Source organism: Rhodococcus sp. NPDC003322 (genome assembly GCF_053589555.1).
In genome coordinates this window covers 524,081-548,648 of record NZ_JBSFSC010000003.1, presented here as the reverse complement: position 1 = coordinate 548,648, position 24,568 = coordinate 524,081, and the positions used below count along the sequence as shown (strand labels likewise).

Genomic DNA, 24,568 nt, shown 5'->3' with positions numbered 1-24,568 from the left:
CCCCTCGCACGAACACCGCGACCTACACGGGCGTCAACTCCGCGATGCGCCACTGACCGTCGACCAGGTCCAGACCCACCTCCACCCGACTGGTCGCGCTCGCGGGGGCCGGTTGCGCCGTGGACGTCGTGATCTGGTCCACAAACATCAGCAGCTGCGCGTGATCGTCTGTGCCACTGACGAATCCGACATCCACCACCCGAGCCCGGGTACTGATCCCCTGCTCCTTGGACTGCGGGGCAACGGTTTTCGTTGCGTAGTCGGTGAAGCGCTCCCGGAATCCTCCGGTGGCGGCCTGTGCGGCCCGGTCCAGATCCGCGTCGACGGTCGGCGAGTTGTAGCTCAGCACCGACTCGACCAGAGCAGGCCCCACGGCCACGGCGTCGGTCCGGACCGCTTCCCGCTCGGCGGCCGCACGGTTCGCCCACGACAGCGCCGTGAAGGCGACAACCATCGCGACAACCGCGAGGGCGGCGGTCACCAGCGCGATGCACCTTCCCTTCATGGCACGAACTCCACCTTCGACATCAGCAGCCGTCCGTCGACGCCGTCCACCGTCACCCGCAACCGGTAGCTGCGCGGCGCGGCGGTCGGGCTGTCGACGTTCGCGACCTGGGCGGATGCCGCGACGATCACCACCGCCGATCCATCCGTCTCCGACGCGAGGGCGGCGGAGTCGATGCGGCCGTCGGAGTTCACCGCCGCGTCCCGGATCGCGGTGGCCAGTCCCGCGTGTCCGTCGGCGAGTTCGTCGGCGAACTGCCCGGTACTCCGTTCGCGTAGTCGCGCGAGGTCGGCGTCCGCCGTGTCGGTGTGCACGTCGATCATTGCCAGCACACCCTCGGTGGCGGCGTCGACGCGCGCCTGCCGATGCGCGGCCAGGGACCGGTCCGCTAGCCACGTCGACCCGGCTGTCACGACTCCGGCGACCAACGCACCGGTCGCGGCGATCCCGATGAGGGACAGCAGGATCCGCAACCATCGCCGCCCGTGGGGCGCATCGTCACCGTCGGCGCCGCCGGTGTCGGTGATCGCCACGACGGCGTCGGGTCGCGCCGCGGTCACGGCCGTGGGCCCAGGAGTTGCTGCCATCCGGTGTCACCTCCCCCACCCGCCGCCGCGGGCGCCACCTCGGTGTGGACGTACTGCGTTCCGTCGGGCCCGGCGTACAACTCGTCGGGGGCGTTGGTGCCCGCGGGCACGAACGGTTCGTCGCTCTTGCAGATCGCGGGCGTCGGGGCGCGTTTGCCGGGTACGTCCATGCAGGGGATGTTCCGGGATCCGCGGACGGCGAACTTCGAGTCCTGCGGCACACTGCAGAACAGGTCCGGTGGGGTGTCGGGCACGCTCATGTCGGTCGGGTCCCGGCGCTGGTCGGCGGGAAGGTAGCCGGTGGAGCACGCGGCCGGGTCCTGTGCCTGCACATGGAAGTTGACGTACGCGGCGCCGTCGGCCTGCCCCTTCTGCACGACGGTCTCCTGCGCGGCCACGAGCGGAGGCAGGATCACCAGCACCTGCTCGATCGACGGATTGTAGGTGACCGCCACCTGGGCGGTACTGGTGAAGTTCGCGAGCAGCACCGGCAGCGTCGGTCGCAGGTCCTGGAACAGGGTGTCCGCCTCGGCGGCCGCCGCGGGCCCATTGTCGAGGATGCCGCGGACCGAGCCGTCCGCGACCGCGAGCTGCTCACTCAGATGCGCCACGTTCGCGGTCCACTGCCGGATCTGGTCGCCGGTGACGACCTGCGTGTCGAGCAGCGGCGCCAGATTTCGCACCAGGGTGGTCGCGGGAGTCGTTGCGGCCGAAGCCTGATCGACGAACGAAGTGGTGGAGTCGAGCAGGCGCGCCAGGTCCGGGCCCTTACCGGCGAACGCGGCCGCGGACTCGTCGATCACCGCGCGCAGCTTGTCCTGCGGGACGGTCGCGAGCATCGCCTTGGCCTGGTCGAGCACCGGACCGATCTCCTGCGGCACGGTCACCTGCGATGCCTCGATCACGTCCCCGTCGCTCAGGAAGGGACCCTCGGTGGTGCTCGGCTGCAGGTCCACGTACTGCTCGCCGATCGCCGAGACGCTACGCACCGCCACCGCGAGATCGAGGGTCGGCACGGGCGTCGAACTCTGCAGGGACAGCTCGGCCCGCACCGCGTCGGGGTCGAGGCGTACCTCGCGAACCTGTCCGATCGTGTCACCGCGATAGGTGACGTTCGCGTTGCGGTACAGCCCGCCCGCGTTCGGCATCTCGACGGTGACGGTGTAGCGACCGATCCCGAGGGTGGTCGGGATCCGCAGGTACGAGATCGCCGCCGCGGTCATCCCGATCACCGCGATGACCGCGAAGATCGTCAACTGCGTGCGAACCAGTTTGGTCAGGATCATCGGCCGCTGCCCTCCCCCTTCGGCGACTGCTGCTGCCCTGCGACCGCCGCCAGTGGCGCGGTCATCGGGTCGGCCACCGCGCCCGCGGAGACGGCCGTCGGCGGTCCCACCAGGGCGCCACCGGCAATGCTCTCCTGCAGGCGCGCGGCCGTGAGGTCCACCAGCACCCAGAGGTTGGTGTAGTCGCCCCGCATCGCCTGATCGAGGGTGACCTGCGGGAACGGGAAGGTGCTCAGACTGCCGAGGTTGTTGATCAGGTCCGGTCCCGCGGCCGCGATCTGCGCGAACGTCGGCTCCAGCGCGGCCAGATTGGCCTTCAGGTCGTCCCGGGTCCGGTTGACCAGTTCGGTTCCCACGTCACCGAACCGACCGACCGAACCGAGGGCCAACGTCAGCTCGGCACGCTGATCCGAGAGCACCTTCATCGCCGGGTCCAGGGTGTCGAGCGCACGACCGAGTACGTCGCGCTGCGACGCGATCTCGCCTGCGAACCCGTCGAGGTTCGCCATCGTGGTCACCATCGCGCCCCGCTGCCGGTCGAGGGTGTCGGCGAGGGTGTCCATCTGGGACAGCAGGTTCCGCGCCGAATCCTGTCGGCCGTCGAGTGCCTTGTTCAGTTCGGTGGTGATGGTCTGCACCTGCGCGAGCCCACCACCGTTGAGAACAACCGACAGCGCGGTCAGTGCCTCCTCGGTGGTCGGATACACCCCCGCCCGCTCCAGCGGAATCACCGAACCGTCGGCCAGCGTTCCCTCCGGCGGGACGTCGGTGGGCGGCGCAAGAGCGATGTGCTTGGACCCGAGCAGGCTGGTCTGACCGATCCGGGCGGTGGCGTTCGCCGGCAACTGCACCGAACCGTCCAGGGAGACGGTCACCTTCGCATGCCAGTCGGCGGTCTCGATCGCACTGATGCTGCCGACCGTGACGTCGCCGACCATCACCGGCGAGTTCGGGCTGATGGTGGTGACATCGGGCATCTCGATCACCACCGACCAGCTGCCCTCGCCGCGTCCCGCCGCGCCAGGCAGAGCGACGGAGTTGAGCCCGCTCCACTGACAGCCCGACAGCAGCAGCGCCCCCGTCAACGCGACGCCGCCCGCCGCCCACGCTCTGCCGATCATCGATTCCCCTTCCACGGTGCGAGGAGCCCGCCCAGGTCAGGCACCGGGACGGTCGGCATGGTCAGCGCAGGCATCGACGTCACGGTCGCCGCCGCGGTCGCCTGAGCGGCCAGCTTCAGCTGCGGCTCGCTGTAGACCAACTGATCCGGATGGGCACCGAGGGAACGGCTCGGGTTCAAGGTCAGGTCCGGATAGTTCGCCTTGACCGTGTTCAGCAGCGGGCCCAAATACTGGGCGCACAGCTCGGCGCCCTTCTCCGACGTCTCGTTCGCGACACCGGCGATCGCTCCGCAGATGAAGTTGATCGGATTGCCGACGTTCTGGAAGGCGGGCACACCGATCATCGAGCCGAGCGCAGGCCGGTAGATGTTGTAGTAGTTCGACAGCGCGGTCGGACCCAGGTGCAGGATCTTCTCGAGTCCGTCCCGCTTGTCGACCAGCACCTGCGACACGTCCGCCAGCTTCTGCACCTGGTCGGTGAGGCCGGTCCGGTTCTCCGCGACGAACCGCTGCACGTCGACGATTGCGGTGTCCAGGTCTCCGAGTGCCGGTGCCAGCTGGGTTCGACTGTCCGCCAACAGGCCCGACACCGACGCCAGTCGACCCTGGAACTGCACGATCTGCTCGTTGCTCGCGGCGAGCGCCGTGGTGAACGCCTGCAGTCCGCGGATGGTACCGAAGAGGTCGCCGCCGCTGTCGGACAGCGTGCTCATCGCCTGCGACAGCTCGACGACCGAGTTACCCAGTGCGGTTCCGTTGCCCTGCAACGCGGTTCCCGCGCCGTTGAGCAGGTTCGCGGCGGGACCCGGGTCACCGTCCTTGGGGCCGAGGGCGTCGGCCGCGCGCCCCAACTCGGCCTTGACCTGGTCCCACTCGACCGGGACCGCGGTGCGATCGACCCCGATGACCGCACCGTCGGCCAGCGCGGGCGCGTCGTCGTCGGTGACCGCCGGCGTCAACTGCACGAAACGCGCGGAGACCAGCGACTGCGCCACGATGACCGCCTTCGCGTCCACGGCGACGGGCACCGCCCGGTCCAGCTTCAGCTGCACCCGCATCCGCTCCCCGTCGGGGTCGATACCCGTGACGCGGCCGACGTCCACCCCGACCACCCGGACGTCGTCACCGACGTAGAGGCCGGTGGTGGAGGTGAAGTAGGCGGTCACCCGGTAGTAGCGAAGATGCGGCACCGCAAGGTAACCCGCGCCGACGAGCGCGGCGACGAGCACGAGCGCGGCCACCGCGAGGGCCGGCCTGCGCCAGGCGGCTGGGATGGTCGTCATTTGATCTCCGGGATGGGCAGCGGCGCGGGTGGCAACCCGAATCCCGCGTTGAGCAACGGCTGGGTGAACTGCCCTGGCAGCAGGTTCTGGATGTACGAGTAGTAGAAGGGTCCGCTGGCCACGGTGTCGCCGAGCGTGCCGACATAGGTGCCGAGCCCGTCGATGCCCTGGGACATGTTGTCCCTGTTCTTCTGCAGGATCCCGACCACGGTGTTGAGCTTGTCCAGGACCGGGGCCATCTGCGCCTCGTTGTCGTGTACCAGCCCACTGAGCTGGGTGGAGACGGCCGAGACGTTGGTGATCACCTCCGACAGCGCGGCCTGGCGCCGGTCCAGCTCCCCGAGCAGCGCGTTGCCGTCCACGAGCAGGGAATCGACCTGGGGGCCACGTTCGGCGAGGATGCCGGCGACGTTGTCGGCGTCGGAGAGCAGCGCCCGCAGCGTCTCGTCGCGCCGGTTCAGGCTGTCGGAGATGCGGGCGACACCGTCGAGCGCCGGCCGCAGGTTGGGGGCACTGTCCGCCATCACCTTTCCGACCTCGTCCAGCGACGCCGACAGCTGATCGAGGTCGATGTCCTCGACGGTGGTGGTCAGGTCACCGAGGACGTCGGGCAGCGAGTACGCCGAGCGGGTCCGATCGAGCGGTATCTGCCCCTCGACGGGTATCCGCCCCTCGCCCTGCAGGTCCAGGCTCACCGCCCGCTTGCCGAGGAGCGACATCGTGGTGATCGCCGCCGCGGTGCTCTCCCCCATGCCGACGGTCTCGTCGAGGCGGAAATCGACTCGTGCCCGGCCCTTCTCGACGTCGATGGCCTCGACGGTGCCGATCTTCACGCCGGCCGCGTTCACCTCGTCGCCTGCAGCGAGTCCGCTGGCGTCGACGAACACCGCGCTGTACCGGACACCGGACTTGAGGAACTGCAGGTTCTGGTACTGCAGAGCGGCCACCACGACCGCGGCGGTGACGGCCAGTCCGACCACACCCACCCGCACCGCCCGGTTCTCCGTCATGGTTCTCATCGCGGCGCACACCTCCCGGTCTTCTGCTCGATCAGGTTCACGGTCATCGGCTTGCCCTCGGCGCCGTCGACCTTCATCGCGATGCCGCACAGGTAGAAGTTGAAGAACGACCCGTAGGCGCCGATTCGCACGAGCTGGCGGTAGTTCGCCGGCATCGACTCGACGATCCGGTTCAGCTCGCCCTGCTGCTCGACCAGTGGATCGAGGGTCGCACCGAGCTGGGTGAGGGTTCCGGAGATGTCCGGCCGGGTGTCCGCGAGCAGGTCGGCGAACGTACCGGTCGCCGTGTTCACGCTCGACACCGCCGCGCCGATCAGTTCCCGGTCCGCGTCCAGGCCGCTGACGAGTTGCTGCAGGTGGTCGAGGGTGTCGCCGAACTGCCCGCCGCGTCCCCGTAGTTCCGCGAGGACGGCGTCGAGGTTGTCGATCACCCGGCCGATCAGTTCGTCCCGGTCCGCGAGAGTGTTCGTGATGGACCCGGTGTGCGCGAGCACCGAGGAGACGGTGCCCGACTGGCCCTGGAACACCTCCAGCAGCGACATCGACAGCTGGTTGACCTGATCCGGATCCAACGCCTGGAACAGCGGCTTGAACCCGCCGAGCAGCGCGTCGAGGTCGAGGGCAGGTGCGGTGCGTTCCACCGGGATCGTCTCCCCCGCTGCGAGCGGCTGTGCGCTGCCGGCACCACCGGGACTGTCGAGCAGTTCCAGGTACCGGTTCCCGACGAGGTCCTGGTAGCGGACCGCGGCCCTCGTCGCGATCGTCAGCGTGTTGCCGTCGTCGACGGTGAATTCCACGTCGGCGCGGTGGTCGCCGGCGAGCCGCACCGAGCTGACCGCGCCGACCGGCACGCCGGCGATGCGCACCTTGTCGCCGGGCTTGAGGCCCGACGCACTGGTGAACTCGGCGGCATGGGTGGTGGCGCCACCACTGCGCAGCTGGCCGAACACCAGGATCAGGCCCGCGTTGACGAGGAGCATGACCAGAACGAAGATGCCGAACTTGACCGCGTAGCCCTTGCGCAGGGCCGAACCGGCGCTCATCGGCCCGCCGTCCCGAACAGGTAGCTCATCAGATCCTTCGTGGTGTTCGACTGCCCGCCGCCCGGCTGCCGGTCCGGCGCGAAGGGGTTCACTCCGGTGTCGGTCACCAGGTAGGGGGCGTTGACGTTCGGGTCACGCAGTGGCAGACCCATGCAGTGCGGTCCGCCGGTCGCCGCGACTTTCGGCAGGTCGTCCGGGTAGTGGTAGGGCTCGGCACCGGGGACGAGGCTGATCGACATCTTCAGTCCGGGCTGGCCGTTGTAGGCGCCCCACCCGATGTGCTTGCTCTCCTCCAGACCGTGGAACATGCACGGAAACACCGGCGAATACTCCTCGAGCACGGCGGTGGTCGGCCGCATCAGGGACATCACCGCCGTTGCCGCGTCGGTGTTCTGCGCCAGGACCTCGCCCCCGGTGTTCGCCAGCCCGGTCACGTTCAGCAGCAGCAGACTCAGGTTCTTCTGCTGGTCCACGATTGTGTCGCCCGAGGTGGTCAGCGACTCCAGTGACCGCATGAGGTCCGGAGACACAGCCGCGTAGGTGTCGGTGACCGGAGGCAGCGAGGTCAGCGTCCGATCGAGCTCCGGGTAGGCGCCCGAGAACTCGACCAAGGACGAATCTGCCTGCGAGAGAGCGTTTCCGAGACGGTCACCCCGACCTTGCAGTGCGGTGGAGATGGCGCCGAGGGTGGCGTCGAGCTTCTCGGGCTGGACGGTGCGCAGCACCTCGGTCAGGTTCTCGAAGACCGTGTTCATCTCCACGGTCACGTGCGACGCGTCGATGGTGGCGCCGGCAGCCAGCCTGGCGTCGCTCGGCTCCGCCGGCGCGGACATGCTCACGAACTTGGCGCCGAATGCGGTGTTCGAGGTGATCTCGACCGCCACATTCGCGGGGATCGCGGCGAGCGCGTCCGGGTCGAGCAGCAGCGACAGTCGCGCGGTCGCATCGCTGTCCGGGGAGATCGACTCGACGGTCCCGACCGTCACCCCGGCCATCTTCACCCGGGCGCCGGGATCCATGACGAGTCCGGCGCGCTCGGCGACCACCGTGACCGGGACACGCTGCGTGAACGACTGATTGAACAGCGCGATCGCCAGGGTGACGACGCCGGCGACCGCGACGACCAGCGCCACCGCGGCCAGCTTGTATCCGTACCTGCGCACGTACCCCCCTAACCGGACAGATTGAAGTTGCCGGAGCCGCCGTAGATCGCGAGCGAGACGAGCAGCGTCACCGCGACCACGCAGATCAGGGACAGCCGTACGCCGCGACCGACCGCTGTGCCCACTCCGGACGGCCCACCGGCGGCGTTGAAGCCGTAATACGTGTGGATGAGCATCACGAGCATCGCCATCACCAGCACCTGAACGAACGACCACGCGACGTCGACCGGGTCGAGGAAGGTCGTGAAGTAGTGGTCGTACAGGCCCGAGGACTGCCCGAAGATGATCACGGTGGTGAAGCGACCGGCGAGGAACGAGGCGACCAGCGCCAGCGAGTACAGCGGGAGTATCGACAGCATGCCTGCGAGGACGCGGGTACTGACGACGTAGGGAATCGAGCTGATCGCCATCGACTCGAGCGCGTCGATCTCCTCACTGATCCGCATCGCGCCGAGCTGTGCGGTCGACCCGGCCCCGATGGTCGCGGACAGCCCGATTCCCGCGATCACCGGTGCCGCGATCCGCACGTTGATGAACGCGGAAAAGAATCCGGTCAGGGCCTCGACACCGATGTTGCCGAGCGAACTGAAGCCCTGGATCGCGATGGTGCCGCCCGAGGCCAGGGTCAGGAACCCCACGACGGCCACGGTGCCACCGATCAGGGCGAGCGCACCGGTGCCCATGCTGATCTCGGCGATCAGCCTCAGCACCTCCTTCGGATGCTTGCGCAGTGCCCACGGGATGAACCCGATGGCGCGGGCGAAGAACACGGCCTGGCGCCCGAGGTCGTCCATCGACCTCGACGCCCGGGCGACACGGGCCCGGGTGGGACCGAACTTTCCGGTCGGTGTGAGTGCCACGTGCGCCCCCTCTCAGCCCGCCGTCAGGCGGATGCCGACGGCGGTGACGATGGTGTTCACCACGAACAGGGCCATGAACGCGTAGACGACGGTCTCGTTGACCGCCTCACCCACGCCCTTCGGGCCTCCCCGGACGGTCAGGCCGCGGTAGCACGCGACGAGACCCGCGAGCAGTCCGAACAGTGCCGCCTTGACCATCGAGATGGCCACCTCCGGCAGGCCGGTGAGAAGTGTGATGCCGTCCGCGAACGCGCCCGGGTTGACGCCCTGCAGGAACACCGAGAACACGAAACCGCCGGCGATGCCGATCACGCACACCAGTCCGTTGAGAAGCAGCGCGACCACCGTCGACGCGACGACCCTCGGGATGACCAGGCGGTTGATCGGGTCGATGCCGAGCACCTCCATCGCGTCGATCTCCTCCCGGATGGTCCGGGACCCGAGGTCGGCGCAGATCGCGGTCGCGCCTGCGCCGGCCACGATGAGGACCGTCACGACCGGACCGACCTGTGTGACCGCACCGAGAGCGGCACCCGCACCGCTGAGGTCCGCGGCGCCGATCTCACGGAGCAGGATGTTGAGGGTGAAGCTCACCAGCACGGTGAACGGCACGGCGACCAGAACGGTCGGCACGATCGACACCCGCGCGATCATCCAGCTCTGTTCGAGGAACTCCTGGAGCTGGAAACGGGTCCGCACCAAGCCGACGGCGACATCCGCCGCCATCTTGTAGAACTCGCCGAGCCCCCGCAGTGCACCTCTCCCGAGTTCCCGCGTCGGCCCCCGCAACGCAACCGCGGCGCTGCGTCCCCCCGAACCCGCCGGCGCCGTCACGTTCAGTGCACCACGGGACACTGATCGGCGCCGGCCGGCGCCTTCGCCGACTGCGGGCAGCCGTAGTCGACCCGCAACTCCTTGATGCCGTTGATCCACCCTGACTGCAGCCGGACCGCATCGCCGAGTCTGGTGATGTCGGGCATGTGGTCGGCGATCGCGTTGAAGATCAGATCGATCTCCATCCGCGCGAGATTCGCACCGATGCAGTAGTGCGGACCGGTCCCGCCGAAGGCGAGATGCGGGTTGGGGTCACGCAGGATGTCGAAGGTGTTCGGGTTCTCGAACACCTCCTCGTCGAAGTTCGCCGACCCGTACAGCAGCACCACTCGCTGACCCTTCGCGATCGAGGTACCCGCGATCTCGGTGTCCAGCAACGCGGTGCGCTGCTGCGCGATGAGCGGTGACGCCCAGCGGATGATCTCGTCTGCAGCGGTCTTCGGCCGTTCCCGCTTGAACAGCTCCCACTGTTCGGGGTGCTCGAGAAACGCCATCAAGCCGAGAGTCGTTGCGTTTCGGGTTGTTTCGTTTCCGGCAACCGCGAGCATCACGACGAAGAACCCGAACTGTTCCGGAGTCAGGGCCTCGCCGTCGACGTCGGCCTGCACGAGGGCGGAGATGATGTCGTCGAGCGGTTCCGCCCGCCGAGCCTCCGCCAACTCGTACGCGTAGCCGAGGATCTGCGCCGAGGCCATCCGGGACTCGCCGGCCAGGGTCTCGTCGTCGTAACCGGTCATCTGATTGGACCACTCGAACAGCTGCTGCCGTGCCTCGGCGGGAACCCCGAGCAGCTCCGAGATCGCCTGCATCGGGAGCTCACTGGCGACCTCGTGCACGAAGTCACCGCTACCGCTCTCGACGGCCCCCGAGGCGATCCGATCGGCGCGTTCCTCGAGTTCGTCGCGCATGGACTCCACGGACCTCGGCGTGAACAGACGCGAGACCAGCTTGCGCAGTTTGGTGTGGTCGGGGGCGTCCTTGTTGATCAGGACGTGCTTGGTGACCTCGAGTTCCTCGGGTGAAATCGTGGCCTCGTGGCGGGGAATCGCGCCGTTCACGTTGGAGGAGAACTCGTCCGAACGCAGGGAGACGTCCCGGATGTCGGCGTGCCGCGAGACGACCCAGAAGCCGTCGTCCTGGAATCCGTCGATCCCGGGGTCCTTTGCGTTCCACCACACCGGCGCGTGCCGACGCAGCTTCGCGTACTCCTCGAACGGCATCCGCTCGCCGTGCAGTTGTGGGCTTGTGAAGTCGAAGCCTTCGGGCAGATCGAGGTCGATGTTGTCGGCCATTGCAGTGGACTCCTCGTAGGTCCGCGCCGAGCGCGGAGGTCTAGTCGATTCGGTGGTCTGGGTCGTTCGCCGTCGCGTGGGCCTTGGCCCAGCCGAAGTCGGGCTTGCCGCTCGGAGTTCGCACAACCTCCGCCGCGACCCAGAAGGTGCGGGGAATCTTGTAGCCGGCCAACTGGCTGCGCGAGTGCTTCTCGATGGATTCGAAGTCCAGCTCGACGCCGTCGCGGGCCCGCAACACCGCGGCGACCCGGTTACCCCACCGGTCGTCGGGAACGCCGATCACGATCGCGTCGTAGACGTCCGGGTGCGCCTTGACGACCGCCTCGACCTCCTCCGCGAAAACCTTCTCACCGCCGGTGTTGATCACCATGTTTCCGCGGCCGAGCAGGGTGATCGAACCGTCGTCCTCGATCCGGGCGCGGTCGCCGGTGACGACGGCGCGTTGAGTGGAGCTCGCGGAACTCCCGTCGGCGGAGCCCGTCACCGTGCGGAAGATCTCGGCGGATTTCGCGGGGTCGTTGTAGTAGCCGACCGGGATGTTGCCGAGCTTGGTGAGCCACCCCTCGCCGCCGGAGCCCGGCGGCAGGATGCGGCCGTCGTCGTCGACCACGACCGAGTACTTGTTGCCGCCGACCTTGGGGCCGCCGTGTTGCTCCACCCCCTTGGTGGCGAAACCGATACCGCCGAATCCTGTCTCGGAGGATCCGACCGAGTCGGAGATCATCAGGTTCGGCATCGCGTCGAAGAAGGCATCCTTGACCGACCCGGAGAACAACGCCGCACCGGATGCGAGCACCGCCAGGCTCGAGGTGTCCCGGTCCTGTTCGTGGAAGGTGTCGATCAGGGGCCTGCCCATCGCGTCTCCGGTGATCACCATGACCTGCGGCCGGTGGTCGGCGACCAACTCCCACACCCGGGCGGCGTCGAACTTCGGCTCCATGATCACGGTGTTGCCCGAGAAGAAGGCGTTGAAGGTCGGCATCAGGGCCGAGGTGTGGATCAGCGGCGGCAGCATCACCCACCGCATCGCCTCGCCCGCGGCCACACCGTTCCGGGACTGCTGGAACTCGTCGGCGATCGGCTCACCGGAATAGAAGTCGATGCCGCCGGCGAGCACCCGCCAGATGTCCTCGTGCCGCCAGACCACGCCCTTGGGCCTGCCGGTCGTGCCACCGGTGTAGAAGATGTAGTGGTCGTCGGGGCTGCGTTCCCCGAATCCCCTCTCGGGCGTGCTCTCCGCCAGGGCGTCGGTGAACGCGAGCGCGTCCGGAACCTGTGTCTCCTGCCCGGTCGCCAACTCGTCGGGAACCGAGATGAGGTGCCGGATCCGCGGTGCCGCGGGCAGCACCGCGGCGACGTTGTCCGCGAAACCCTGGTGGAACACCAGGGCCTCGAGGTCGGCGTTGTCGTAGAGGTACTGCAGCTCGTCGGCGGTGTACCGATAGTTCACGGTCAGCGGCACGGCGCGGAGCTTGAACGCCGCGATGATCGCGACCATCGTCTCGATCGAGTTGTGCATGTGGATGCCGATGTGGGCGCCCACGCCGAAACCGGTGTTCTCGAGGTGGTGGGCGAGCCGGTTGGCCCGCTCGTCGAGCTCACGGTAGGTCACCTCCTCGCCGGAGACGATCATCGCGAGGCGGTCGGGCATTGCGTCCACAGAGTGCTCGAACAGATCGGCGAACGTGTAGGCCATGCAAATGTCCTTTGCGAGTGTTCGGCCGCGCAGCTGACGTGGAGCGTCAGATTACATACAGCGGCAGGGGAATTCCGCGGTCTTCGAAAACAAAAGCGGCGCCGGTGCTGACCTTGGTGATCGCGACCTCGACGCATTCGCGAGCGGGCTCGTCGGTGGTGTCGACCACGACGAGCAGGCCCGAGGGTTCCTCGCCGACGACCCGGACGGTGAAGCGCGGGTTCACTCCGCGCACCAGCGCGTGCAGCGCCTCCAGGTGCTCGCCGTCGATCAGGGTCGGCCAGCCACCGTCCGCGTCCACCGGTCCGCCACGGCCGATCCAGAGTTCGAGCCGGTCACCGTCGAAACGAATCTCACTGTCCACGTACTGTTTCGGGTTGAACAGCGGATGCAGCGACAGCACCGTCGCCAGACTCTCGAGATCGTCGGACAGTCCGAGCGCGTCCCGGATCCGCTGCGCGGTGACGCCGGCGATACCGGTGAGCTGCTTGCGGGTGATCTCCAGCGCCTTGTCCTCGTCGGCCCGCTTGCGGACGGCGATCAGGAAGCCGAGCGCGAGCAGATGCTGCTGCAGGGACACCTCCTCGGCGATCCGCACCAGCGCCGACTGCGAGAAATCCGCGAACCGGACATCCGAGAGCAGTGGGCCCGAGTAGTCGTGGTTGCCCTCGCCGCTGATGTCGATCGGGCTCAGTTCCAGGCCGTTGGCGGCGGTGCGCCCGATCTGCTCGGTGTGCGACTCCATGACGGGCGGAACGTGCGCGTCGTCGATGATCACCGTCCACGCGCAGTGCGGGTGCCGGTCGGCGGGCCGCCGCGGCGGCCGGTGGATCGGCCGCACCTGCGCATGCGGGTTGGTCGCGAGTGCCGTCGCGTCGAAGGTCGGGTCCTCGATGTCGTGGCACATCGCGGTGACGTACTCGTCGCCGAGCGGCTCGACGTCCATCAGTGCCCCGCAGTGATCGAGCCAGAACTCCCCGTGCTGCGGGTCGTCCACCCGGTACCGGAAGTCCATGAACTGCGGCGGCGCCCCGATGTCGAGTTGCAGACCCTTGAAGATGGTCACCACGTCGTCGCCCTCGTACCGCAGCGCCTTCTGCATGCGCCGGGTGTACCAGGGACTCGACGCCTGCCATTCCTCGATCGCGACCTGCGCCATACCCTCGCGCCCGAATTCGACGATCAGGTGCGCCATGCCGGAGCGGTCGATGAGTTGGCCGGTCAGCAGCAGTTCCGGCACCAGGGTGGCGAGATCTGCACGCGAGAGCGCCGCGAACGAGCGCGCCGGCTCCGTCTCGGGACTCACCACAGCGGGACCGGGGCCTGGCCGACGGGGTACCAGCCCGGCAGCTTCTCGCCGGAGATGGATCGCTGGATCCGCGACTGCATACCCGCGGACAGCGCGTTGTTCTGGATCATCTCCATGAAGAGTGCGGAGACGTTGCCGAAGTCGAAGAAGTCGCGCTGCCAGGACCACTGGAAGTTGCCGCCGTACTTGAACCAGCTGCCGCCGATGCCGTACACGGAGTAGTTGGTGCCGTCCTCACGCTTGGCGTCGGAGACCTGGGTCCAGAGCCCGATCACGTCGCCGGTGCGGTCGTCGACGAGAACGTGCTTGTACTCGTACTCCCAGCCCTCGAGGCCCTGCATCTCGAGGCCCAGCGCCACCTCCCGGATCTCGTCCCGACCGACGGCCATGAAGTCCTGCTTCGGACCGTAGTTCCAGCCGTACGTCGCGTCCTCGGTGTAGAACTCGGCCAACGGCTTCCAGTCACCCTCGGCCTCGGCCTTCTTGTTCGCATCCAGCCAACGCTGCACCATCTCGTCGAGCTCGGCGCGATCGAATCCGGTCATCGGTTTCTTCTCCTTCGAAAAAGTGTGTGGGTGGGGCTGTGTGTGTGACGGCCGCCCGGCCGTCAGTCCTCCACGATCCGCAGCGCCTGGGTCGGGCAGTAACGGACCGCGTTCTCCACGTCGGGGCGCAACGACTCGGGCGGGTTCGCGTCGAGGATTTCGACCTTCCCCCGTTTGGGCACCGTGAACACGTCCGGCGCCTCCATCTCGCAGGCGGCGTGCCCCTGGCACAGGTCCAGGTCCGCCTCGACGCGCATGATCACGCCTCGCTCGTGCTGTGCGCGACGGGGCAGCCCGCGGGTGCAGCGGCGGCCGCACCGACGGCGGCCGCGCGGCTCGTGCGCCTGCGGTAGCGGACCGTGCACGGCTGCTGCAGCTGGACGACCATCTTGGAGTGGTCGTTGCGGTAGCTGTCCGCCGGCTGCGCCATCTCGAACTCGTAGTCCCGCAACAGCAACGAGAAGATCGCCTTGAGCTGCATCTGCGCGAAGGCCGCGCCGACGCAGCGGTGCCTGCCCGCCCCGAACGGGATCCAGGTCCACCGGTTGACGATGTCCTCCTGGTTCGGGTCGATGTAGCGGCCCGGATCGAAGTGGTCCGGATTCGGGAAGTCCTCGGGGATCCGGTTCGAGATCGCCGGGGTCGCGGCGACGAGATCGCCCTCGTTGATCGCGAACCCGCCGACCTCGAAGTCGCCGCGGGCGACGCGCAGCAGCAGGATCAGCGGCGGGTGCAGGCGGAGGGTCTCCTTGATCACGGCCTCGAGCACCGGGATCTGGCGTAGCGCGTGGAAGCTGATGTCCGCGCCGTCGGAGTACAGCTCGTCGAGCTCGGTCGTCACCGCCGCCATCGTCTCCGGGTGGCGAAGCAGTTCGATCAGCGACCACGCCGCGGTGCCGGAGGTGGTGTGGTGGCCGGCGAACATCATCGAGATGAAGATGCCGGTGATCTCGTCGGCGGAGAACCGGAGGTTGCCCTCCTCGTCCTTGATCGAGACCAGGACGTCGAGCATGTCCCGATCCTCCTTGCCCTGAGGCGGATTCGCGATCCGGCCGTCCATGATGCCCTGCACCAGCTCGACGAGGGCGACGCGCGCGGCGTCCCGGCGGCGGAAGCTCTCGATCGGCGCGTACGGGTCCACGAAGGCCAGCGCGTCGGTGCCCTGCTCGAGATCGTGGTACAGCTCGGCGAAGCGGCCGTCCAGCTCGTCCCGGAACTTCTTGCCGATCAGGCACGCCGAGGAGGTGTAGATGGTCAGCTCGGCGAAGAACTCGAGCAGGTCGATCTCGCCCTCGTCGCCCCACCGCGAGAGCATGTCCTCGACCTCGATGCCGATCGTGGTCGCGTGGCCCTTCATCTGCTCACCACGCAGCGCGGTGTTGTGCAGCATCTCCTTGCGGCGCTCCGGGCTGGCATCGAAGACGACACCCTCGCCGAACACCGGCTTCATGAACGGGTAGGCGGCCTGCTGATCGAGGTCCTCGTCGTCGGACCGGAAGAAGAATTCGTTGGCCTCGGCGCCCGAGAGCATCACCACGTCACGATCGACGAGCCGGAACACCCCGACATCGCCGCACTCCTCGCGAACCCGGCGCATCAGCGCGATCGGGTCGGTGCGCAGTTCCTCGAGGTGGCCGTGCTCGTGTTCGCCGCCGGACACCCGGGGCGGGAGTGGAAGCGTCATCAGTTCTTCTCCTCGGTGGAGTCGGTGCTCTCGGGGGTGGGACGGGGTGCCAGCGGGGCCTCCGGCTGCACCTCGACGAGCACGAGATGCGCTCCGCGCGGCGCGGTGACGACCGCGAGCACGGCATTGGCCATGTCGGAGGCGCGCAGCATGTAGCCGTGCCGCGCGAAGCCCCACTTGCTCCAGAGTTCGGCGACGGGGGCGAGGATCTCCGGGGTGGAGTCCATGCCCATCCCGGTGAAGGTCGGCCCGGGGCGGACGATCGAGGCCCGAATTCCGGTGCCCTCGAGTTCCATTCGCATCTGTCGGCCCATCGCCTCGAGGCCCGCCTTGGCGGCGTCGTAGGCGCCCATGCCCGGCCGCGGGCGGTCGGCGCAGTCCGACCCGATCAGCACGAAGTCGCCGCGCTGGCGCTCGCGCATGCCGGGCAGCACCCGGTGAGCCAGTCGCTGCGCGCCGACCAGGTGCACGTCGATCTGCTTGGAGAAGCGGAGCGGATCCATCTCGTCGGCCATGCCGAACTCGAGGTCGCCGGCACCGGAGACCACGATCTCGATCGGTCCGAGGGCGGCCTCGGCGGCGGTGACGAATGCGTCGACGGACTCGCCGTCGGTGACGTCGAGGTGGTGGACGAACGCCTCGCCGCCGTTGGCGCGGATCTTCTCCGCGATCGCCTCGGTCTGCTCGACTCGGCGGGCGCCGAGTGCGACCGGGTGCCCGAGCTCGGCGAGGGCGTAGGCGGTGGCCTCGCCGATTCCGGAGGATGCCCCGCTGATCAGCGCGGGCCTGCGGTCGGGGTTGGGTTCGAAACGGGGCATCAGCGCACCTTCACCTTCACCGGCAGGGCCGCGAAGCCCCGCACGTTCGTCGAATGGACACGTTCGATTCCGGACTCGTCGACGTCGTACTCGCGCACCCGGGTTGCGAACTCCCGCAGCGCGATGTTGGCTTCGAGCCGGGCGAGGTGGGCGCCGAGGCAGAAGTGCACCCCGCCACCGAAACTCGCGAGCTTGTTGGTCGAGTCACGACCGATCTGGAACTGGTCGGCGTCGTCGAACACGTCCTCGTCCCGGTTGGCCGACCCGATCACCAGCAGCATCTTCTCCCCCGCCGGCACCGTCTGCCCGTAGTACTCGAGGTCGACGGCGGTGGTGCGGGCGACGATCTGGCTGGAGGTGTCGTAGCGGAGGGTCTCCTCGACCCAGTCCGACACCCGGTCGGGGTCACCGAGCACCGGCGCGACCTGGTCCGGATTGTGCGCACCCCAGTACAGGGCGTTGCCGAGGAGCTTGGTGGTGGTCTCGTTGCCTGCGACCACCATGAGGAACATGAACCCGAGAATCTCCTGATCGGACAGCTTGTCGCCGTCGATCTCGGCGTCCAGCAGGGCCGACGTGAGGTCCTCGGTGCGAGAGCGCCGGCGCTGCTCGATCATCTCCTTGTAGTAGCCCATCAGGCTTATCGACGCCTCGACCGACGCCTGCGGCACGTCGAGCACCCCGTCCTCGCGGTGCACCACCAGATCCGCGAGCCGTCGCAGTTCCGCACGGTCGGGTTGGGGCACACCCATCAGTTCGGAGATCACGTCCATCGGCAGCTTGCCCGCGACCTCGGCGATCCAGTCGAACTCACCCGACGCCAGCGCCGGATCCAGGTACTGCCGTGTCAGTTCCAGGATCCGGCCGTCCATCTCGGCGACGCGGCGCGGAGTGAAGCCGCGGGAGACGAGCTGCCGGAGCCGCATGTGCCGTGGGTCGTCCATGGCGAGGAAGGACATCACCAGGTGTGCGTGCGGACCGTAGGCCGCCGGGTCGAGCGAGACCCCGTTGGCACTGGAGAGCCGCGTGTTGTCCTTGAACGCATCCTGGACGTCGGCGTGCCGGGACAACGCCCAGAACCCGATCTCCGGATTGTGGTAGAGCGGCGCCTCGGCGCGCAACCGCGCGTACGTGGGATACGGATCCTCGTGGAAGTCGTAGTCGTACGGGTTGAAGACCACTGGGTCGATCAGGGATCCGGCGCGGGTCGCACCAGTCGGGTCGGTCATTGGCTACTCCAGAATTATTGTGGCGGAACGCTCCAGCCGGTCGGCGAGGTCCGCGTAGGACCCGTAGCCCATGCCGGCTCGGAGCAGCGCTCCGGCGTAGAGAAGTTCGAGCGTCTCGAGCACGTCGGGGTCGGCGTCCTCGCCCAGCGCCTCGACGAGCCGGTCCCGGATCTCGATGCCGATCCGCAACCGCAGGTGTTCGACATCCGGGTCACTGCCGAGCAGCGCGTTGGTGACCGCGGCGGAGAGCCCGGGCTCGTCGGCGAGCAGCAGCGCAATGTCCCGCAGCACCGCGACGACGCGCCCGGTGCGATCGTGTCCGTTCGTCTCCGGTCGCGGCGACTGCGAGAGCCTGCGCCAGAACACCTCCGCGACGAGGTGTTCCTTGGACGAGAAGTAGGTGTACGCCGTCGCGGGGCCGACACCCGCCCTGGCCGCGACGGTGCGGACCGTCAGCCCGGCGAAGTCCTCTTCTCGCAGAACGTCCACCGCGGCCACACAGAGGCGGTCGACGGTGTCGGCCTGCTTGGGCGTCAGACGCCGGCGGGTGGATTCGAAGCTACTGGAAACACGATTACTACTAGACACATGTCCAGACATTACTACAGTTCGCTGCCCGTAACCATCCTTCCGGGCCGAATCCCGGATCGTGTCGCGCGCCATCGTCGCTGGTCAGCAGGGCTGAGCGCCCTACCGCTCCGATCGCACGAGGCACGACCGGGCAAACCCGGTTCGACCGACGGCACCGCCGCCGGCGCTCACATCGACTCGATTCATGACGAACTCCCTTCGATCAGTCGAACAGGGAAACGAGAGAGCACTCGACCCACGGCCCGGAAACTGACTCCGGGGCGCCGAGGCGGTGCCCACAGTAGACACCGCTTTCACGTTTTGTCGAGACCCGATCTCGAATTCACTTCTGCCCGAAACCCATTGCGTGTGACATTTGTTCGAACTATAGTCCAGACACCTGTCCAGAAAGGAAGGTTCTGCGCAATGACGCTTCGACCTGCCGACAGCTCGGCACTGCTCGTCGACGGCAAACTGGTTCCCGGCTCCGGCGGCACATTCGAGATCGTGAACCCGGCCACCGAAGAGGTGATCGGCCACGCCGCCGAGGCCACTGCGTCGGACATGGATGCCGCGATCACCGCGGCCCGCCGCGCCTTCGACACCACCGACTGGTCCCGAAACCACGCCTTCCGCGCCCGCTGCCTGCGCCAACTCTGCGACGCGCTGCAGTCGCACATCGAGGAACTGCGCGAGGTCACCATCGCCGAGGTCGGCGCGCCGGCCATGCTCACCGCAGGCCCGCAGCTCGAGGGTCCGATCGAGGACCTGCGCTACTGGGCAGATCTCGCCGAAAGCTATTCGTGGGAACAGGATCTCGGCAACGCGACTCCGATGGGAATCCCCACGCACCGCCGGCTGCTCAAGGAGGCGGTCGGTGTGGTCGGCGCAATCACACCGTGGAACTTCCCGCACCAGATCAACTTCGCCAAGCTGGGGCCTGCACTCGCCGCGGGCAACACCGTCGTGCTCAAGCCCGCCCCCGACACCCCGTGGTGCGCCGCGCTGGTCGGCAAGGTGATCGCCGAGGAGACCGAGATCCCGGCCGGCGTCGTCAACATCGTCACCTCCACCGACCACAAGCTCGGCGAGCAGCTGTGCACCGACCCCCGCGTCGACCTGGTCTCGTTCACCGGGTCCACGGCGACCGGCCGCGCCGTGATGGCCGCGGCCTCGCAGTCCCTGAAGAAGGTGTTCCTCGAACTCGGCGGCAAGTCCGCGTTCATCGTCCTCGACGACGCCGACATCAAGGCCGCAAGCTCCATGGCGGCGTTCTCGGTGGCCGTGCACGCCGGCCAGGGCTGCGCGCTGTGCACCCGCCTGCTTGTGCCCCGTGAGAAGTACGACGAGGCCGTCGCGGCCGCCGCCAAGGCACTCGCGGGGGTCGGGGTCGGCGACCCGACCAAGCCCGGCGTCGTCTGCGGACCGCTGATCTCGGCGAAGCAGCGCGAGCGCGTCGAGGGCTACCTGAACCTCGCACTCGAGGAGGGCGGCACCTTCGTCACGGGCGGCGGTCGCCTCGAAAGCCAGGAGCGCGGCTACTTCATCCAGCCGACTCTCATTGCCGGACTGGACAACTCCGCGCGAGTGGCACAGGAGGAGATCTTCGGACCCGTGCTCGTGATCCTGCCCTACGACGGGGACGAGGATGCGATCCGGATCGCCAACGACTCGCCGTACGGCCTGTCCGGGGCCGTGTGGGGCACCGACCCCGGACGCATCGAACGGGTGGTCGCCGGGGTGCGCACCGGCACCCTCGGCGTCAACGGCGGTCTCTGGTACTCCGCGGACGCCCCGTTCGGCGGCTACAAGCAGTCCGGCATCGGCCGGGAGATGGGTGTCGCGGGCTTCGAGGAGTACCTCGAGACCAAGCTCGTCGCCGGCCCGGCCACCTCCTAGAACCGGGCCACTTCCCGAGCAATCTTCGACTCGACAGAAAGCAGGACAACAGCATGGGACGTTTCGACGGACGCACCGCGATCGTCACCGGCGCCGCACAGGGCATCGGTGAGGTCTACGCCAAGCGCCTCGCCGCCGAGGGCGCGAACGTGGTGGTCGCCGACCTGAACGCCGAACTCGGCGAGCAGGTCGCCAAGCAGATCGTCGCCGACGGCGGCTCCGCGATCTTCCAGCGGGTCGACGTGTCCGACGGCGCCTCGGCGCAGGAACTGGCCGACGTGACGATCGAGAAGTTCGGCGGCATCGACCACCTGGTCAACAACGCCGCGATCTACGGCGGCATGAAGATCGACTCGCTGCTCACCGTGGACTGGGACTACTACCGCAGGTTCATGAGCGTCAACATGGACGGCGCTCTGCTGGTGTGCCGCGCAGTGGTCCCCCACATGCGGGCCAAGGGCGGCTCGATCGTGAACCAGTCCTCGACCGCGGCCTGGACATACTCGAACTACTACGGCCTGGCCAAGGCAGGCATCAACAGCCTGACGCAGCAGCTGGCCACCGAGCTGGGCTGGTCGAAGATCCGGATCAACGCGATCGCACCCGGCCCGATCGACACCGAGGCCACCCGCACCTCCACCCCGAAGGCCATTGTCGACCAGATCGTCCAGCGGATCCCGTTGCAGCGCATGGGAACCCCCGAGGATCTCGCCGGGCTGTGCCTGTTCCTGCTCTCCGACGAGGCGAGCTGGATCAGCGGTCAGATCTACAACGTCGACGGCGGGCAGGTGTACCGCTCGTGAGCGCTCCCGATTCGACGGCGGCGACCGTCGGCTACATCGGCCTCGGCAACATGGGCGCCCCGATGGCCAAGCGTCTGCTCGCCTGGCCGGGTGGGCTCGTGGTGTGCGATGCCCGCCCCGAAGCAGTCGAGCCGTTCGTCGCCGACGGCGCCCGGGCCGCGGCCACACCGGCCGCCGTCGCCGCCGAGGCGTCGGTCATCTCGGTGACCGTCCTCGACGACGCCCAGGTCCGCGATGTCGTTGCCGGACCGGACGGCATCCTGTCCACCGCGCGGCCAGGCACCGTCGTCGCGGTCCATTCGACGATCTCGGACACCACCGCGGTGGAGCTGGCGCAGACCTGCCGGGAGAAGGGCGTGCATCTGGTGGACGCCCCGATCAGTGGCGGCGCGATGGGTGCCCAACAGGGCCGCCTCGCCGTCATGGTCGGCGCCGACGAGGAGGCGTTCGCGGCCGTGAAGGAGCCATTCGGCCTGTTCGCGGAGATGGTCGTGCACGCGGGTGAGGTGGGCGCGGGCACCCGGATGAAACTGGCCCGCAACCTCCTTCACTTCATCTCGTTCACGGCGGCGACCGAGGCGCAGCGCCTGGCGGAGGCCGCCGGGATCGACATCCGCAAGCTCGGCAAGGTGGTTCGGCACACCGATTCCATCACCGGCGGGGCGGGCGCGATCATGCTGCGCGAGACGACCGCGGCGCTCGAGGAGTCCGATCCGTGGTTCCCGATCCTCTCGCACACCCGCAACCTCGGCGAGAAGGACCTCTCGCTCGCCCTCGGCCTCGGTGACCGACTCGACGTCGAGCTGCCGCTGGCCGTCCGCGCGATCGCCGGACTGGGCGCCGGCCTCGGCGTCGGCCCGGGCGAGATCGCCACCACCTTTGCGAAGGAGAACGCATGACCGATCAGAACGGGATCAGCGAGATCCGTGCCCGCGGACTGAAGACGATGAAGACGGTGTACGGCTGGGAGATGCCCTCGGGCGACCTCGGCGACTTCTACACGCAGACCGTCGAGCACCTCTTCGGCGAGATCTGGAACCGGCCCGGGCTGACGATCAGGGATCGCAGACTGCTCGTGCTCGGGGCGCTCGCGGCTCAGGGCCAGTTCGACCTGGCGAAGGTGCAGATCAATGCGGCGCTGCAGAACGAGGAACTGACCGAGGAGCAGATGGAGGAGATCGTCATCCTCCTTGCCCACTACGTCGGGTATCCCCTCGCGAGCGGCGTGAACGCCTCCCGCATCGCGGTCGTCGCGGATCGTGCGAAGGCCGCCCGAGCGGCAGAGAAGGCGGCGGCCAAGGCCGCCGAGAACGGCTCGGACTAGTCCGCGGATTCCGCCGCGGGACGAGCCCGCGGCGGAAATACTTGCACTGAAGTAACAATCCCCGACGAGAAGGACCCGATCACCGATGGCCGAGGCCACCCCCATCCGTCCCCAGTCCGCAGAGAGCGTCGAGACCTGGCACCACGAAGCCGACGTCGTCATCGCCGGCTACGGCATCGCCGGCGTCAGCGCCGCGATCGAGGCCGCTCGCGCAGGCGCCGAGGTGCTGGTGCTCGAGCGGACCAGCGGATGGGGTGGCGCGGCCGCCCTGGCCGGTGGGTTCATCTACCTGGGCGGCGGCACGCCGCTGCAGAAGGCGCTCGGGTTCGACGACACCCCCGAGAACATGAAGGCGTTCATGATGGCCGCCCTCGGTCCGGGCGCCGACGAGGAGAAGATCACCGACTACTGCAACGGCAGCGTCGACCACTACAACTGGCTCGTCGACAACGGGGTGCCGTTCAAGGAGAGCTTCTACGGTCAGCCCGGCTGGGAGACCCCGTTCGACGACGGGCTGATGTACTCCGGCGGCGAGAACTCCTCCCCGTTCAAGGAGATCGCCTCCCCCGCCCCGCGCGGTCACGTCCCGCAGATGACGGGCAAGCGAACCGGCGAGAAGGGCGGTGGCTACATGCTGATGAAGCCGCTCGTCGAGACTGCCGAGGCACTCGGCGTGCGGTCCGAGTACGACATGCGGGTACAGCGACTGATCGTGGACGAGACGGGGCGCGTCGTCGGCATCGTCGCCAAGCAGTACGGCAAGGAACTCGCGATCCGCGCCCGCCGCGGTGTCGTGCTCGCGACCGGCAGCTTCGCCTACAACAAGGAGATGGTGCAGTCGTACGCACCGCGGCTGATCGGACGCCCCGGCGCCGCGATCGAGGAGCACGACGGCAAGGCCATCCAGATGGCACAGGCGATCGGCGCGGACCTCGCGCACATGGACGCGACCGAGGTCGCGTTCTTCGGCGACCCACAGCTCATGGTCCGCGGCATCCTCGTCAACGGACGCGGCCAGCGGTACGTCAACGAGGACACGTACCCCGGCAGGATCGGCCAGGAAACGTTGCTGCGCAACGAGAACCAGGCCTATCTGATCATCGACGAGGCGGCCTACGAAGAAGGCTGCGCGGCGACCAGCTCGACGCCGTTCTTCCGGTTCCAGCCCAAGTGGGTGGCCGAGACCGTCGAGGAACTCGAGTCCGACATGGGGCTGCCCGCGGGCACCCTGCAGGCGACCGTCGACGTGTACAACAGGCACGCGGAGAACGGCGAGGACCCGGTGCTCGGCAAGAAGCCGGAGTGGGTCAAGCCGATCGGCTCCCCCATCGCCGCGCTCGATCTGCGGAACTGCACCGCCGGCTTCACCCTCGGTGGCCTGCGCACCTCGATCGACTCCGAGGTCCTGCACGTCTCCGGCGAACCGATCCCCGGCCTCTTCGCCGCCGGCCGCTGCACCGCAGGCGTCTGCGCCGGCGGCTACGCATCGGGTACCTCCCTCGGCGACGGCAGCTTCTACGGCCGCCGCGCGGGAGTCTCCGCCGCGAAGGCCTAGACAGACACAGGAAACGGGCGCCGCTCATCCCGAGGGATGGGCGGCGCCCGAGTGACTTTCGCAGGTTTCGGTGTCGGGAAGGCCCCCGAGCCGATGCGTGGCGGCCGGCCCCGAACCGATATCACCCGGCGCGATGAAAGGCC

Annotated in this window: 24 protein-coding genes; 5 read left to right on the top strand and 19 right to left on the bottom strand. The window is 68.2% G+C overall.

The features are described from left to right. Window positions 1-22 precede the first annotated feature (22 nt). From ACWDUM_RS14760 to ACWDUM_RS14670, 19 genes are all read right to left on the bottom strand, one after another. Complete coding sequence (locus ACWDUM_RS14760) at window positions 23-505, bottom strand: hypothetical protein (protein ID WP_450134535.1); 483 nt, start codon at window positions 503-505, stop codon at window positions 23-25. After that, on the bottom strand, window positions 502-1,092 hold the full coding sequence (locus ACWDUM_RS14755; protein ID WP_450116490.1) for a hypothetical protein: 591 nt from the start codon (window positions 1,090-1,092) through the stop codon (window positions 502-504). The genes ACWDUM_RS14760 and ACWDUM_RS14755 overlap by 4 nt, the downstream gene beginning before the upstream one ends. Then, window positions 1,062-2,378, bottom strand: a complete 1,317-nt coding sequence (locus ACWDUM_RS14750; protein ID WP_450134534.1) for an MCE family protein — start codon at window positions 2,376-2,378, stop codon at window positions 1,062-1,064. Before ACWDUM_RS14750 ends, ACWDUM_RS14755 begins: the two co-directional genes overlap by 31 nt. Next, entirely contained in the window at window positions 2,375-3,499 is a 1,125-nt protein-coding gene (locus ACWDUM_RS14745) for an MCE family protein (RefSeq protein WP_450134533.1), read from the bottom strand. The genes ACWDUM_RS14750 and ACWDUM_RS14745 overlap by 4 nt, the downstream gene beginning before the upstream one ends. Then, window positions 3,496-4,782 (bottom strand): MCE family protein, encoded by a 1,287-nt coding sequence (locus tag ACWDUM_RS14740; RefSeq protein ID WP_450134532.1) that lies wholly within the window; start codon window positions 4,780-4,782, stop codon window positions 3,496-3,498. Before ACWDUM_RS14740 ends, ACWDUM_RS14745 begins: the two co-directional genes overlap by 4 nt. Continuing rightward, entirely contained in the window at window positions 4,779-5,801 is a 1,023-nt protein-coding gene (locus ACWDUM_RS14735) for an MCE family protein (protein ID WP_450134531.1), read from the bottom strand. Before ACWDUM_RS14735 ends, ACWDUM_RS14740 begins: the two co-directional genes overlap by 4 nt. Next, window positions 5,798-6,844 carry an MCE family protein gene (locus tag ACWDUM_RS14730; protein ID WP_450134530.1) on the bottom strand — a complete coding sequence of 349 codons (1,047 nt, stop codon included), beginning with the start codon at window positions 6,842-6,844 and terminating at the stop codon, window positions 5,798-5,800. The genes ACWDUM_RS14735 and ACWDUM_RS14730 overlap by 4 nt, the downstream gene beginning before the upstream one ends. Further along, window positions 6,841-8,007 carry an MCE family protein gene (locus ACWDUM_RS14725; RefSeq protein ID WP_450134529.1) on the bottom strand — a complete coding sequence of 389 codons (1,167 nt, stop codon included), beginning with the start codon at window positions 8,005-8,007 and terminating at the stop codon, window positions 6,841-6,843. The genes ACWDUM_RS14730 and ACWDUM_RS14725 overlap by 4 nt, the downstream gene beginning before the upstream one ends. A gap of 8 nt (window positions 8,008-8,015) precedes the next feature. Next, on the bottom strand, window positions 8,016-8,801 hold the full coding sequence (locus tag ACWDUM_RS14720; protein ID WP_450116515.1) for an MlaE family ABC transporter permease: 786 nt from the start codon (window positions 8,799-8,801) through the stop codon (window positions 8,016-8,018). A gap of 78 nt (window positions 8,802-8,879) precedes the next feature. Then, window positions 8,880-9,593 carry an MlaE family ABC transporter permease gene (locus tag ACWDUM_RS14715; RefSeq protein WP_450116516.1) on the bottom strand — a complete coding sequence of 238 codons (714 nt, stop codon included), beginning with the start codon at window positions 9,591-9,593 and terminating at the stop codon, window positions 8,880-8,882. Window positions 9,594-9,703: 110 nt separating this feature from the next. After that, window positions 9,704-10,993: a cytochrome P450 gene (locus tag ACWDUM_RS14710; protein ID WP_450116497.1), complete on the bottom strand. Its 1,290-nt coding sequence runs from the start codon at window positions 10,991-10,993 to the stop codon at window positions 9,704-9,706. Window positions 10,994-11,033: 40 nt separating this feature from the next. Further along, window positions 11,034-12,689: an acyl-CoA synthetase gene (locus tag ACWDUM_RS14705; RefSeq protein ID WP_450134528.1), complete on the bottom strand. Its 1,656-nt coding sequence runs from the start codon at window positions 12,687-12,689 to the stop codon at window positions 11,034-11,036. 46 nt (window positions 12,690-12,735) lie between these two features. Continuing rightward, window positions 12,736-13,998, bottom strand: a complete 1,263-nt coding sequence (locus ACWDUM_RS14700; protein WP_450134527.1) for a hypothetical protein — start codon at window positions 13,996-13,998, stop codon at window positions 12,736-12,738. After that, the gene (locus ACWDUM_RS14695; protein ID WP_450134526.1) at window positions 13,992-14,543 is read right to left on the bottom strand and encodes a nuclear transport factor 2 family protein; all 552 of its coding nucleotides are present in this window, start codon (window positions 14,541-14,543) and stop codon (window positions 13,992-13,994) included. The genes ACWDUM_RS14700 and ACWDUM_RS14695 overlap by 7 nt, the downstream gene beginning before the upstream one ends. 62 nt (window positions 14,544-14,605) lie before the next feature. After that, complete coding sequence (locus ACWDUM_RS14690; RefSeq protein WP_450116501.1) at window positions 14,606-14,800, bottom strand: ferredoxin; 195 nt, start codon at window positions 14,798-14,800, stop codon at window positions 14,606-14,608. 2 nt (window positions 14,801-14,802) lie between these two features. Further along, entirely contained in the window at window positions 14,803-16,227 is a 1,425-nt protein-coding gene (locus ACWDUM_RS14685) for a cytochrome P450 (RefSeq protein ID WP_450116502.1), read from the bottom strand. Next, on the bottom strand, window positions 16,227-17,045 hold the full coding sequence (locus tag ACWDUM_RS14680; protein WP_450116503.1) for an SDR family oxidoreductase: 819 nt from the start codon (window positions 17,043-17,045) through the stop codon (window positions 16,227-16,229). Before ACWDUM_RS14680 ends, ACWDUM_RS14685 begins: the two co-directional genes overlap by 1 nt. Next, window positions 17,045-18,274, bottom strand: a complete 1,230-nt coding sequence (locus ACWDUM_RS14675; protein ID WP_450134525.1) for a cytochrome P450 — start codon at window positions 18,272-18,274, stop codon at window positions 17,045-17,047. The genes ACWDUM_RS14680 and ACWDUM_RS14675 overlap by 1 nt, the downstream gene beginning before the upstream one ends. A gap of 3 nt (window positions 18,275-18,277) precedes the next feature. Next, window positions 18,278-18,874, bottom strand: a complete 597-nt coding sequence (locus ACWDUM_RS14670) for a TetR/AcrR family transcriptional regulator (RefSeq protein ID WP_450116505.1) — start codon at window positions 18,872-18,874, stop codon at window positions 18,278-18,280. 396 nt (window positions 18,875-19,270) lie between these two features. On the opposite strand from ACWDUM_RS14670, the gene ACWDUM_RS14665 reads away from it, so the two are divergent. The 5 genes from ACWDUM_RS14665 to ACWDUM_RS14645 all read left to right on the top strand — a co-directional run bounded on the left by ACWDUM_RS14665 (window position 19,271) and on the right by ACWDUM_RS14645 (window position 24,425). Further along, window positions 19,271-20,743, top strand: a complete 1,473-nt coding sequence (locus tag ACWDUM_RS14665) for an aldehyde dehydrogenase (RefSeq protein WP_450116506.1) — start codon at window positions 19,271-19,273, stop codon at window positions 20,741-20,743. Between the two features lie 53 nt (window positions 20,744-20,796). Further along, entirely contained in the window at window positions 20,797-21,546 is a 750-nt protein-coding gene (locus ACWDUM_RS14660; protein WP_450134524.1) for an SDR family oxidoreductase, read from the top strand. After that, window positions 21,543-22,445 carry an NAD(P)-dependent oxidoreductase gene (locus ACWDUM_RS14655; protein ID WP_450134523.1) on the top strand — a complete coding sequence of 301 codons (903 nt, stop codon included), beginning with the start codon at window positions 21,543-21,545 and terminating at the stop codon, window positions 22,443-22,445. Before ACWDUM_RS14660 ends, ACWDUM_RS14655 begins: the two co-directional genes overlap by 4 nt. Next, window positions 22,442-22,870: a carboxymuconolactone decarboxylase family protein gene (locus ACWDUM_RS14650; RefSeq protein WP_450134522.1), complete on the top strand. Its 429-nt coding sequence runs from the start codon at window positions 22,442-22,444 to the stop codon at window positions 22,868-22,870. Before ACWDUM_RS14655 ends, ACWDUM_RS14650 begins: the two co-directional genes overlap by 4 nt. An 85-nt stretch (window positions 22,871-22,955) precedes the next feature. Further along, window positions 22,956-24,425 (top strand): FAD-dependent oxidoreductase, encoded by a 1,470-nt coding sequence (locus ACWDUM_RS14645; protein ID WP_450134521.1) that lies wholly within the window; start codon window positions 22,956-22,958, stop codon window positions 24,423-24,425. Window positions 24,426-24,568: the final 143 nt, after the last annotated feature.

What these genes read in the sequence shown, in the direction of transcription:
- ACWDUM_RS14760 (WP_450134535.1), bottom strand. Translation starts at nt 505, where the DNA reads ATGAAGGGAAGGTGCATCGCGCTGGTGACCGCCGCCCTCGCGGTTGTC.
- ACWDUM_RS14755 (WP_450116490.1), bottom strand. Translation starts at nt 1,092, where the DNA reads ATGGCAGCAACTCCTGGGCCCACGGCCGTGACCGCGGCGCGACCCGAC.
- ACWDUM_RS14750 (WP_450134534.1), bottom strand. Translation starts at nt 2,378, where the DNA reads ATGATCCTGACCAAACTGGTTCGCACGCAGTTGACGATCTTCGCGGTC.
- ACWDUM_RS14745 (WP_450134533.1), bottom strand. Translation starts at nt 3,499, where the DNA reads ATGATCGGCAGAGCGTGGGCGGCGGGCGGCGTCGCGTTGACGGGGGCG.
- ACWDUM_RS14740 (WP_450134532.1), bottom strand. Translation starts at nt 4,782, where the DNA reads ATGACGACCATCCCAGCCGCCTGGCGCAGGCCGGCCCTCGCGGTGGCC.
- ACWDUM_RS14735 (WP_450134531.1), bottom strand. Translation starts at nt 5,801, where the DNA reads ATGAGAACCATGACGGAGAACCGGGCGGTGCGGGTGGGTGTGGTCGGA.
- ACWDUM_RS14730 (WP_450134530.1), bottom strand. Translation starts at nt 6,844, where the DNA reads ATGAGCGCCGGTTCGGCCCTGCGCAAGGGCTACGCGGTCAAGTTCGGC.
- ACWDUM_RS14720 (WP_450116515.1), bottom strand. Translation starts at nt 8,801, where the DNA reads ATGGACGACCTCGGGCGCCAGGCCGTGTTCTTCGCCCGCGCCATCGGG.
- ACWDUM_RS14715 (WP_450116516.1), bottom strand. Translation starts at nt 9,593, where the DNA reads ATGGCGGCGGATGTCGCCGTCGGCTTGGTGCGGACCCGTTTCCAGCTC.
- ACWDUM_RS14710 (WP_450116497.1), bottom strand. Translation starts at nt 10,993, where the DNA reads ATGGCCGACAACATCGACCTCGATCTGCCCGAAGGCTTCGACTTCACA.
- ACWDUM_RS14705 (WP_450134528.1), bottom strand. Translation starts at nt 12,689, where the DNA reads ATGGCCTACACGTTCGCCGATCTGTTCGAGCACTCTGTGGACGCAATG.
- ACWDUM_RS14695 (WP_450134526.1), bottom strand. Translation starts at nt 14,543, where the DNA reads ATGACCGGATTCGATCGCGCCGAGCTCGACGAGATGGTGCAGCGTTGG.
- ACWDUM_RS14690 (WP_450116501.1), bottom strand. Translation starts at nt 14,800, where the DNA reads ATGCGCGTCGAGGCGGACCTGGACCTGTGCCAGGGGCACGCCGCCTGC.
- ACWDUM_RS14685 (WP_450116502.1), bottom strand. Translation starts at nt 16,227, where the DNA reads ATGACGCTTCCACTCCCGCCCCGGGTGTCCGGCGGCGAACACGAGCAC.
- ACWDUM_RS14680 (WP_450116503.1), bottom strand. Translation starts at nt 17,045, where the DNA reads ATGCCCCGTTTCGAACCCAACCCCGACCGCAGGCCCGCGCTGATCAGC.
- ACWDUM_RS14675 (WP_450134525.1), bottom strand. Translation starts at nt 18,274, where the DNA reads ATGACCGACCCGACTGGTGCGACCCGCGCCGGATCCCTGATCGACCCA.
- ACWDUM_RS14670 (WP_450116505.1), bottom strand. Translation starts at nt 18,874, where the DNA reads ATGTCTGGACATGTGTCTAGTAGTAATCGTGTTTCCAGTAGCTTCGAA.
- ACWDUM_RS14665 (WP_450116506.1), top strand. Translation starts at nt 19,271, where the DNA reads ATGACGCTTCGACCTGCCGACAGCTCGGCACTGCTCGTCGACGGCAAA.
- ACWDUM_RS14660 (WP_450134524.1), top strand. Translation starts at nt 20,797, where the DNA reads ATGGGACGTTTCGACGGACGCACCGCGATCGTCACCGGCGCCGCACAG.
- ACWDUM_RS14650 (WP_450134522.1), top strand. Translation starts at nt 22,442, where the DNA reads ATGACCGATCAGAACGGGATCAGCGAGATCCGTGCCCGCGGACTGAAG.
- ACWDUM_RS14645 (WP_450134521.1), top strand. Translation starts at nt 22,956, where the DNA reads ATGGCCGAGGCCACCCCCATCCGTCCCCAGTCCGCAGAGAGCGTCGAG.